This window comes from Allomuricauda sp. CP2A, assembly GCF_001683915.1.
In the GTDB taxonomy this organism is placed as follows: Bacteria; Bacteroidota; Bacteroidia; order Flavobacteriales; family Flavobacteriaceae; genus Flagellimonas.
Window position 1 is genome coordinate 116,150 of record NZ_LXTT01000101.1, and the last position, 7,787, is coordinate 123,936.

General features: G+C 44.1%; 7 protein-coding genes. 3 read left to right on the top strand and 4 right to left on the bottom strand.

What is annotated here, in order from left to right:
- Nucleotides 1-62 precede the first annotated feature (62 nt).
- On the top strand, nt 63-500 hold the full coding sequence (locus A7D14_RS12350) for a hypothetical protein (protein ID WP_067034939.1): 438 nt from the start codon (nt 63-65) through the stop codon (nt 498-500).
- A gap of 69 nt (nt 501-569) precedes the next feature.
- Here A7D14_RS12350 and A7D14_RS12355 read toward each other — a convergent pair whose 3' ends face one another.
- Nucleotides 570-971, bottom strand: coding sequence for a JAB domain-containing protein (locus A7D14_RS12355; RefSeq protein ID WP_067034943.1), 402 nt, complete (start codon nt 969-971; stop codon nt 570-572).
- Between the two features lie 135 nt (nt 972-1,106).
- Nucleotides 1,107-2,147 carry an endonuclease gene (locus A7D14_RS12360; RefSeq protein ID WP_067034947.1) on the bottom strand — a complete coding sequence of 347 codons (1,041 nt, stop codon included), beginning with the start codon at nt 2,145-2,147 and terminating at the stop codon, nt 1,107-1,109.
- A 102-nt stretch (nt 2,148-2,249) separates the two neighbouring features.
- Between A7D14_RS12360 and A7D14_RS12365 the strand changes: the two genes are divergently transcribed.
- Nucleotides 2,250-4,991 carry a TonB-dependent receptor gene (locus tag A7D14_RS12365; RefSeq protein WP_067034950.1) on the top strand — a complete coding sequence of 914 codons (2,742 nt, stop codon included), beginning with the start codon at nt 2,250-2,252 and terminating at the stop codon, nt 4,989-4,991.
- A 10-nt stretch (nt 4,992-5,001) separates the two neighbouring features.
- Nucleotides 5,002-6,366, top strand: a complete 1,365-nt coding sequence (locus A7D14_RS12370; protein WP_067034952.1) for a DUF5689 domain-containing protein — start codon at nt 5,002-5,004, stop codon at nt 6,364-6,366.
- Between the two features lie 4 nt (nt 6,367-6,370).
- Here the strand turns inward: A7D14_RS12370 and A7D14_RS12375 are convergent, their stop codons facing one another.
- Together A7D14_RS12375 and A7D14_RS12380 are read right to left on the bottom strand one after the other, a co-directional pair.
- Nucleotides 6,371-6,901 (bottom strand): lipid-binding SYLF domain-containing protein, encoded by a 531-nt coding sequence (locus A7D14_RS12375; RefSeq protein ID WP_067034956.1) that lies wholly within the window; start codon nt 6,899-6,901, stop codon nt 6,371-6,373.
- 110 nt (nt 6,902-7,011) lie between these two features.
- Complete coding sequence (locus tag A7D14_RS12380) at nt 7,012-7,617, bottom strand: DinB family protein (RefSeq protein ID WP_067034959.1); 606 nt, start codon at nt 7,615-7,617, stop codon at nt 7,012-7,014.
- Nucleotides 7,618-7,787: the final 170 nt, after the last annotated feature.

Below are 7,787 nucleotides of genomic sequence, written 5' to 3' on the forward strand. Positions count from 1 at the left end.
CCCATTGGCAGGGTTTTTTTATTTTCAAAATCCGTATTTTTAGAACCAAAACTATACTCAAAATGGAAATTATCAAGAACCTTCACTCGTATCTTGCCTATATTGTATTGGCCGTACTTATCATTGCTGTGGTCAATGCCTTATTAGGTTGGTTGGGCAAAAAGGATTTTACCCTTCAAAAAGACCTGCGGATAAGCCTCTTCGCGCTCATTTTAAGCCACATTCAACTTTTGGTGGGGCTTATTCTGTATTTTGTCTCCGCCAATGGCCTTAAGGCCATCCAAACATTGGGCATGGGAGGGTTAAATGCCCCTGCACGTCTCTTGGCCGTGGAGCACCCCTTTACCAACATTATAGCCTTGGTGTTGATCACTATAGGGTGGTCCCGTCACAAAAAGTTTATGGAAAACGACAAAAAGTTCAGGACCATTACCATTTTCTATGGCCTGGGGCTATTATTGATCTTGAGCCGTATTCCGTGGGGGCAGTGGTTTAGTTAATCTACCAAGGTGTCATTCCCGCGCACCAGCCTGTCGGCAGACAGGGGCGGGAATCTCATAATCGAATAATTAAATAGCGATATAATTTGTCTCTGTAATGATGATATGATCCAACAGCTGTATGCCTAATATAGCTTCGGCTTCATGTATCCGTTCCGTAAAACGATGGTCTGCATCACTCGGTTCAAGCTTACCTGATGGGTGATTATGACAAAGAATAATCTTTTTGCACTTTTTAGAAACAGGTAAACTTAATACATCAACAGGAGAGACAATATTTCTGTTGTCAGTTCCGATAGTGACCAGTTCAATATATTCTATATCGTTGGCCGCATTCAGGCCAATGGTCCAAAAGTATTCCTTTTGACGATGCAGTTTGTTTTGTCGCCAGAGGACTTTTTGCATGATAAGGGCAATGTCCTGCGATCCTGAAATATGCTTGTCCTCGTCTTTGGGAAGTCTTAAGGGCATAGGCTAAAGATAGAAAAAATAGTTTCTTATATATTTTAAGTTTTTTGTCACATCGAGCCTGCCTTTGTCGGCAGACAGGCGCAGTCGAGATGTTTCGCCACCTTTCGACTGCGCTCAAGTTGACATTTGATGTGCTTAATGGATAACTTCCTTAATCAAAAACAAATAAGCCGGAAAGTGATCGCTGTACCCTGCCGTATAACTTCCCCCGGAATAGGTTCTAAGCGGATAGCCTTTGTATTTTCCTTCATTGGTTCTAATAAAAGCCGGGGAAAAGATGCCCGCTTTCCAGTAAGATAAGGTCTCCTTTTCACTATTGACCACATTGGCGGTCATAAAGAACTGGTCAAAAAGGTTCCACTTATCCCGATACGCCAAGGAACCAATTCCCTTTCGGTACAATTGCTCCATGGGATTGAAAAGCCCCAGACTGTCCAGTTGCTTTGTCTTGCCCTTGGTCTTCAAGATACTCTTTAAACTGTCGTCCCGTGGGTCATCGTTCAAATCTCCCATACAAATGATTTTGGCCTTCCAGTTCAACCTTTGGATGGAATCGATGATCCGTTTGTTCAGCAATGCGGCCCGTACCCGTTTGGGATTGCTTTTGGAGGCACCGCCCCGTCGCGAAGGCCAGTGGTTCACCACAAAATAAATAGCCTCTCCATCCATTAGCCCACCAACCACCAATTGGTCACGCGTATAGACCCGATCACCAAGATCATCAAACAATAAAAGCCGGTGGCTTTTGAAGGAAGTAGGCAAATAGGAGGATTTTTTAAAGAGCAAGGCAACATCTATTCCCCGGGCATCGGGAGAATCAAAATGTACAATGCCATAATCTTTGCTCCTCAAGTTTGGGTGATGGATAAGGTCTTCCACAACTTTTCGGTTCTCAACTTCACATAATCCAATTACATCTGGCGAAGTCTTGGAAGTGTCCTCCCCTATTTTGGAAAGCACCTTTGAAATGTGCTCGATCTTTTGCCGATACCGTTCTTCGGTCCAGTGATAACGGCCTTCAGGAGTACGGTCATCATCAAAAGTGAGTGAATCGTTCTCCGTATCAAACAGGTTTTCAACATTGTAGAACGCTATGGTTCTTAGGGTATATGTTTTGGACTTTTGTCCATAAAGTGAGGTCGATATTAATACAAGTAGGCATATTAATAATCGCATTTTATTTTGATTTTGCTACTAAAATAAGTAAGATTGCGAAATTTTCGCGCAGTCTGTAAGGCAATTACAACCCCTTTTTATTAATTAACCTACTCAACAGCTATGAGAACAGTGATGTTCTGGGCTGTGTTCTGTTGTGTTGCCATGCATTATGGACAACAGGGCACTACCATTCTGGGGCGCGTACAGGAAAGGGGAACCAATGTACCCATCCACAATGCCACAATTACTAGTAAAGACTTTTCGCAAGAATTTTTTACGGACGAAAACGGGCGCTTTCAGGCACATCTTCAACACTCTGGTGATATTTTGTTGACCATTTCCGGCTTGGATTTTCTTCCCAAACGATTTTCCCTTCACCTTTCTGGCGAGACCATAGATTTAGGAAACATTGTATTGGAAAGGGACATTGAAAGGGAAAAGACCGACAACTTGATTACCCTCACAGACGGAGATCTTTTGGATGATGGGGAAACCGTTTCGGGCACTTTGGGGCTGCTACAATCCACAAGGGACATATTTCTCAATAGGGCCGCTTTTGATTTTGGCCAAGCGTTTTTTAAGGTTCGTGGGTACGATTCCCGTAACGGTAATGTATTGATCAACGGCATTCCCATGAACAAGTTTTTTGATGGGAGGCCTCAATGGAACAACTGGGGCGGACTCAATGATGTGGTCCGAAATCAGGAATACACCTATGGGTTGACCGAGAACCCGTATGCCTTTGGAGGGATTCTGGGCACTACAAATATCGATACAAGCCCCTCGGGGATGCGGCCCGGTATCCGTTTGTCCAGTTCTGCATCCAACCGAACCTACCGAGGAAGGCTGATGGCCACCTATAATTCCGGGTTACGGGAAAATGGCTTGGCCTATACCTTTTCAGCGTCACGAAGATGGGCCAAAGAAGGGTTTGTACAAGGCACCTTGTATGATGCCTATTCCTTTTTTGGCTCATTGGAATACCAATTCAACCCAAAGAACAGCATAATGCTCACGTCCATTATGGCGCGCAACCGAAGGGGACGTTCCTCAGCCCTTACGGAAGAGGCTTTTGGGCTTATGGGAAATCAGTACAACCCGTATTGGGGAAGCCAAGATGGGAGAATCAGAAATTCAAGGGAACGCGATATTTTTGAGCCCCTGTTTCTGTTGAATTATAGATTAAAACTGGACAAATTGGACTGGAATTTAGGGGTAGCCTATCAATTTGGCTCCAATTCCAGAAGTCGTTTGGGCTATTTCAATGCCCCAAATCCCGACCCTACCTACTACCGATATTTGCCCAGCTACTACATCAATAGTTCCATTGGGGCGGACTTCATCAATGCAAATCTGGCTAAAGATGCTTTTTTGGATAACCCGCAAATGGATTGGGAACAGCTTTACACTGCGAACACCAACCCAAATGCCAATGGCAAAGCTGCCTATGTACTTTATAATGATGTGGCCAGCGATACTCAATTGACCCTTTCAACCAGTTTGGATTATGATTTCAATGAGACCATCAGCATGGGTTTGGGGGGCAATTTCAGAAAAATGTCCTCAGACAACTATGCGGAAATTCAGGATTTGTTGGGCGCAAGTTTCCATGAGGATATTGATGCGTTTTCCAATACGCTCAATGACAGCAATGGAAATTTGGAAAAAACGGAAGGGGAAATCTTCAATTACCACTACACCTTGGATGCCTCCCAATTTGAGGCTTTTGGGCAAGTTTCAGTGTCAGCTAATAAATGGAGCGGCTTTGCATCGGCTTCCATGACCAGCTTTGCTGTGCAACGGAATGGATTGTTTGCCAATGAACGTTTCTCGGAAAGTTCCTTTGGTCCAAGTGAAAAAGTTTCATTCTCCACTATTGGGCTAAAGGGAGGGGTGAGCTACTTTCTTACGGGCAGGCATTGGTTTACTGCAAATGGAGCTAAAATTGAGCGTGCGCCCACACTTCAGAACACCTTCATCAATCCTAGGGAAAACAATGCAGTTGTTCCCGATATCCAAAAAGAGACCATCACCACGGTGGATTTGAATTATTTCATCAGATTGCCAGATTTGACAGGACGAATCAGTGCTTTCTACACCCGCTTTCAGAATATGACGGACATCAATTTCTTTTTTGTGGACTCCGGTTTGGGTTCGGACTTTGTACAGGAAGTCATCACGGGATTGGATCAATTACATAAAGGGATAGAATTTGGGCTGGAATACGAGGCATCCTCCAATGTAAAAATATCCGCAGTTGGTAATTTTGGGCAGTATGTGTATGCCAGCGACCCATTTGTTCAGATAAATTTTGATACTGCTGGCGCCGAAGAGGAACTCATAGACCCGGAGGGAACCATAGATTTGGGCATTGCCAAACTAAAGGAGTTTAAATTGGCCCAAGGCCCCCAAACCGCACTGGCGTTGGGAGTTGAATACAGATCGCCCAAGTATTGGTGGGTAGGCGCCACCACAAATTACCTAACCCATAGCTACGTTAACATATCTACCATCACGCGCACGCCGAGTTTTCTTTTGGATCCGGACACTGGCGAACGTTTCCCTGATGCTACCGACGAGAACATCGCGAAACTGTTGCGGCAGCAACCCCTGGATGATATGTATCTGCTCAACCTCATTGGTGGAAAATCGTGGTTGTGGGGCAAAAAATACATCAGTGCTTTTGTGAGCATCAATAACCTTTTCGATTCAGTGTTCAGGACCGGCGGCTATGAGCAAAGCCGCAATGGAAATTTTGGACAATTGCAACAAGATAATCTGAGCGGCACCCCATCCTTCGCCCCAAAGTATTGGTATAGCTACGGAAGAACCTATTTTTTGAATCTGGCAATCAGTTTTTAATTATGGAATTATGAGAAAGCAAATATGCAGTTATTCATGTCTTTTTAGTTTGATTTTGGTAGCTTCCTGTGTTGGAAATGTAGATTTTGATGTTCCCAAAGAGCAATGTGATGCAAACTTGGAACCCAACCTGACTTTTGCTGAACTGGATTCATTGGTCGGTGATGAGGTGATGCAGATTCATGACGATTTGGTTTTGGAAGGCTATGTGATTTCTTCGGACCAAGCGGGAAACTTTTTTAATGTGCTCTACCTGCAAGACGCTCCAGAAAACCCCACCATGGGCATTCAGATTGAAATTGATTTTAGGGAATCCCATTTGTTTTACCCCGAAGGCAGCAAAATTTTGGTGAAATTGAAAGGATTGTACCTCGGAAAAAGTGGCGAAAATCTAAAACTTGGGGGTACTTTCACCTCTTTTGGCAATATTTCCGTAGGTCGGTTGCCGGGATTGAAGGTTCCAGAGCATGTGTTTTTGTCTTGTGATGAAAACAGTGCGGTTCTACCGACCCAAACCACTATTTCTAAAATAGAAAACATGCCTTGGAACACTTTGATACAGATAGATAGTTTGGAGTTTGTGGAAGATGAATTGGGGCAGCCTTTTGCCATTGCTCAAGAAGAAACGGAACGGACTTTGAAAGACTGTGCCGAAAATGAAATTGGAATGCTGAACAGTGGGTATGCTGATTTTCAAGCAGAATTGCTTCCAGAAAACAATGGTTCTGTTACAGGAATTTTGATTAAAGACGGGAAAAACCCTCAATTGGTGATTCGGGATTTGGAAGACCTTGATTTTTCCAATGATCGATGCCCAGAGATCATTACCGAATTCACATCGACCCGAATTTTTATCTCGGAATTGGCGGATCCGGACAATAATTCTGGAGCGCGATTTGTGGAACTCTACAATTCAGCTTCCGAACCCCTTGATTTAAACTTATGGACCCTTCGGCGGTATACCAATGCCAATACCGAGGTAAGTTCTTCCATTGATTTATCCGGATTGATCATTGGTGCTGAGAGCACCTTGGTCATATCACCCAACGCCGAAGAATTTGAGTTGGTCTACGGATTTCCTCCAGATTTGGGTGTTTCCACCAACAGCCCGGCCGATTCCAATGGGGATGACAATCTGGAACTCGTGGATCCTTTCGGGACCGTGATCGATATGTTTGGAGCAATCGGGGAAGATGGTACGGGGACCAACCACGAATTTGAGGATGGACGTGCCATTCGAAATCCAGATGTGATTGAAGGCAACCCGGTCTACACGTTTACTGAATGGACCATTTACAACGATTCCGGAGATGCCGGAACCATTAAACAACCCCAAAACGCCCCCGAGGATTTCTCCCCAGGGGTTAGGGATTAAATTTTTAAAAGGGTTTGTAGCCAAATTTTTGTCCTCCTACGGAGGCATCGGCCATAAGACCAGCTTTCGGAAGTGCAAAAACGGCAACCCCATCTTTGTACTTGGCCTCAAAGGCAATACCAGATTTAAGGGCAACGGCTGAGGTTTCAGCGGCAAATTGGAACTTTTCTTCCTTAAAACGCTGTAAATCTATAGGAGTTTCAAAAAAGATGACCTCTATAATGGCCTGCCCACCGGCTTGCAGACCAATGTTCAATTTTTTAAGGTCGGCCATGCCTACAGCCTCACCGTCTTCGTAGACCACCCCGTTTCCAGAGGCGCCACCAATGATGAAACCACCTTTCCCGACATTGGGAAAAATAACATAGCCTGCGGAGTTTTCAAAGAAGCTCTCCAACCCCGAATCAGCGTCTAAAAGCGTTTGTTTTGCTTTCTGGGCATCGTTCATTATTCTTTTATCTTTTGCATTCTGTGCAATGGCAGTGGTGGTAAAAGTGACCAAGGCTACCAGTATCAATGATTTTAATATTTTCATGGTGTTCCTGTTTTATAGTGTTTATCTCTATCAAAGGTAAAAAACAAACCCCTTCCGAAATGGAAAGGGTTTGCCAATTAATGTTAATGAAATCGTATTGTTTTGTTGCCTTATTCCGGAAAATTTGAATGGGCCATCACCTCTTCCATTTGCAATACGTGGCGCTCGGTATGGGCCGCCGTAAAGACGATGAGCTGAACGCCATCCACGGCACCAAAAGGAAGGTCTTTGTTGTACCTGTTCCTGAGGTCGTCGTCTGTGGTTTTTACATAATCAATGAGTTCACTTCTTTTATCCAAAAAAGCCTGGAGAGTTGCCTCATAAGAGCCAAATTTGCCACTGGGCTCAAAAGGTTCTGAAGTTTTCACTTTGTTGCTTCGGTCAGTGACCATGGGCATAATCTGCTCATCGGTAAAGACAAGGGAGTCCTTCAGCGCAGGATTGGGACCAGCGGCAACGGTTTTGTGGACCAAATCCCCAAAAGTGCTTTCTAGAATAGCAAGGTGTTCAACCCCTTCCGCAATGGACCAAGTGCCCTCATCAGGTTTAAAGCTCAGTTGTTCATCCGTTAGGCCATCCAAGACGCTCAACATGTGGTCCCGGGTTTCGGTCAAGTGTTTGTTTATCATTTGGCGCTCTTCTTCAGTAAGCTCGGCAGTATCCGTACTAAAGCTAAAAAACACCAAGGTTACCAGGGGTAGAATAAATTTTTTCATTTGTGTGGTTTTTAAGTTTGTTGTGACAGTGTTTTTGGATTGAAATTACAATCCATACTAAAGATAGTGTAAATAAGCACCCTTTTAGGGGGTAAATGCGCCAAATTATGGGTCTATTTATGCAAAAAGGAAAATCTATGGAGCACCACTTTAAAAATAAATTAAATCTA

Coding starts and splice junctions, on each gene's coding strand:
- A7D14_RS12350 (WP_067034939.1), top strand. CDS start 63: ATGGAAATTATCAAGAACCTTCACTCGTATCTTGCCTATATTGTATTG.
- A7D14_RS12355 (WP_067034943.1), bottom strand. CDS start 971: ATGCCCTTAAGACTTCCCAAAGACGAGGACAAGCATATTTCAGGATCG.
- A7D14_RS12360 (WP_067034947.1), bottom strand. CDS start 2,147: ATGCGATTATTAATATGCCTACTTGTATTAATATCGACCTCACTTTAT.
- A7D14_RS12365 (WP_067034950.1), top strand. CDS start 2,250: ATGAGAACAGTGATGTTCTGGGCTGTGTTCTGTTGTGTTGCCATGCAT.
- A7D14_RS12370 (WP_067034952.1), top strand. CDS start 5,002: ATGAGAAAGCAAATATGCAGTTATTCATGTCTTTTTAGTTTGATTTTG.
- A7D14_RS12375 (WP_067034956.1), bottom strand. CDS start 6,901: ATGAAAATATTAAAATCATTGATACTGGTAGCCTTGGTCACTTTTACC.
- A7D14_RS12380 (WP_067034959.1), bottom strand. CDS start 7,617: ATGAAAAAATTTATTCTACCCCTGGTAACCTTGGTGTTTTTTAGCTTT.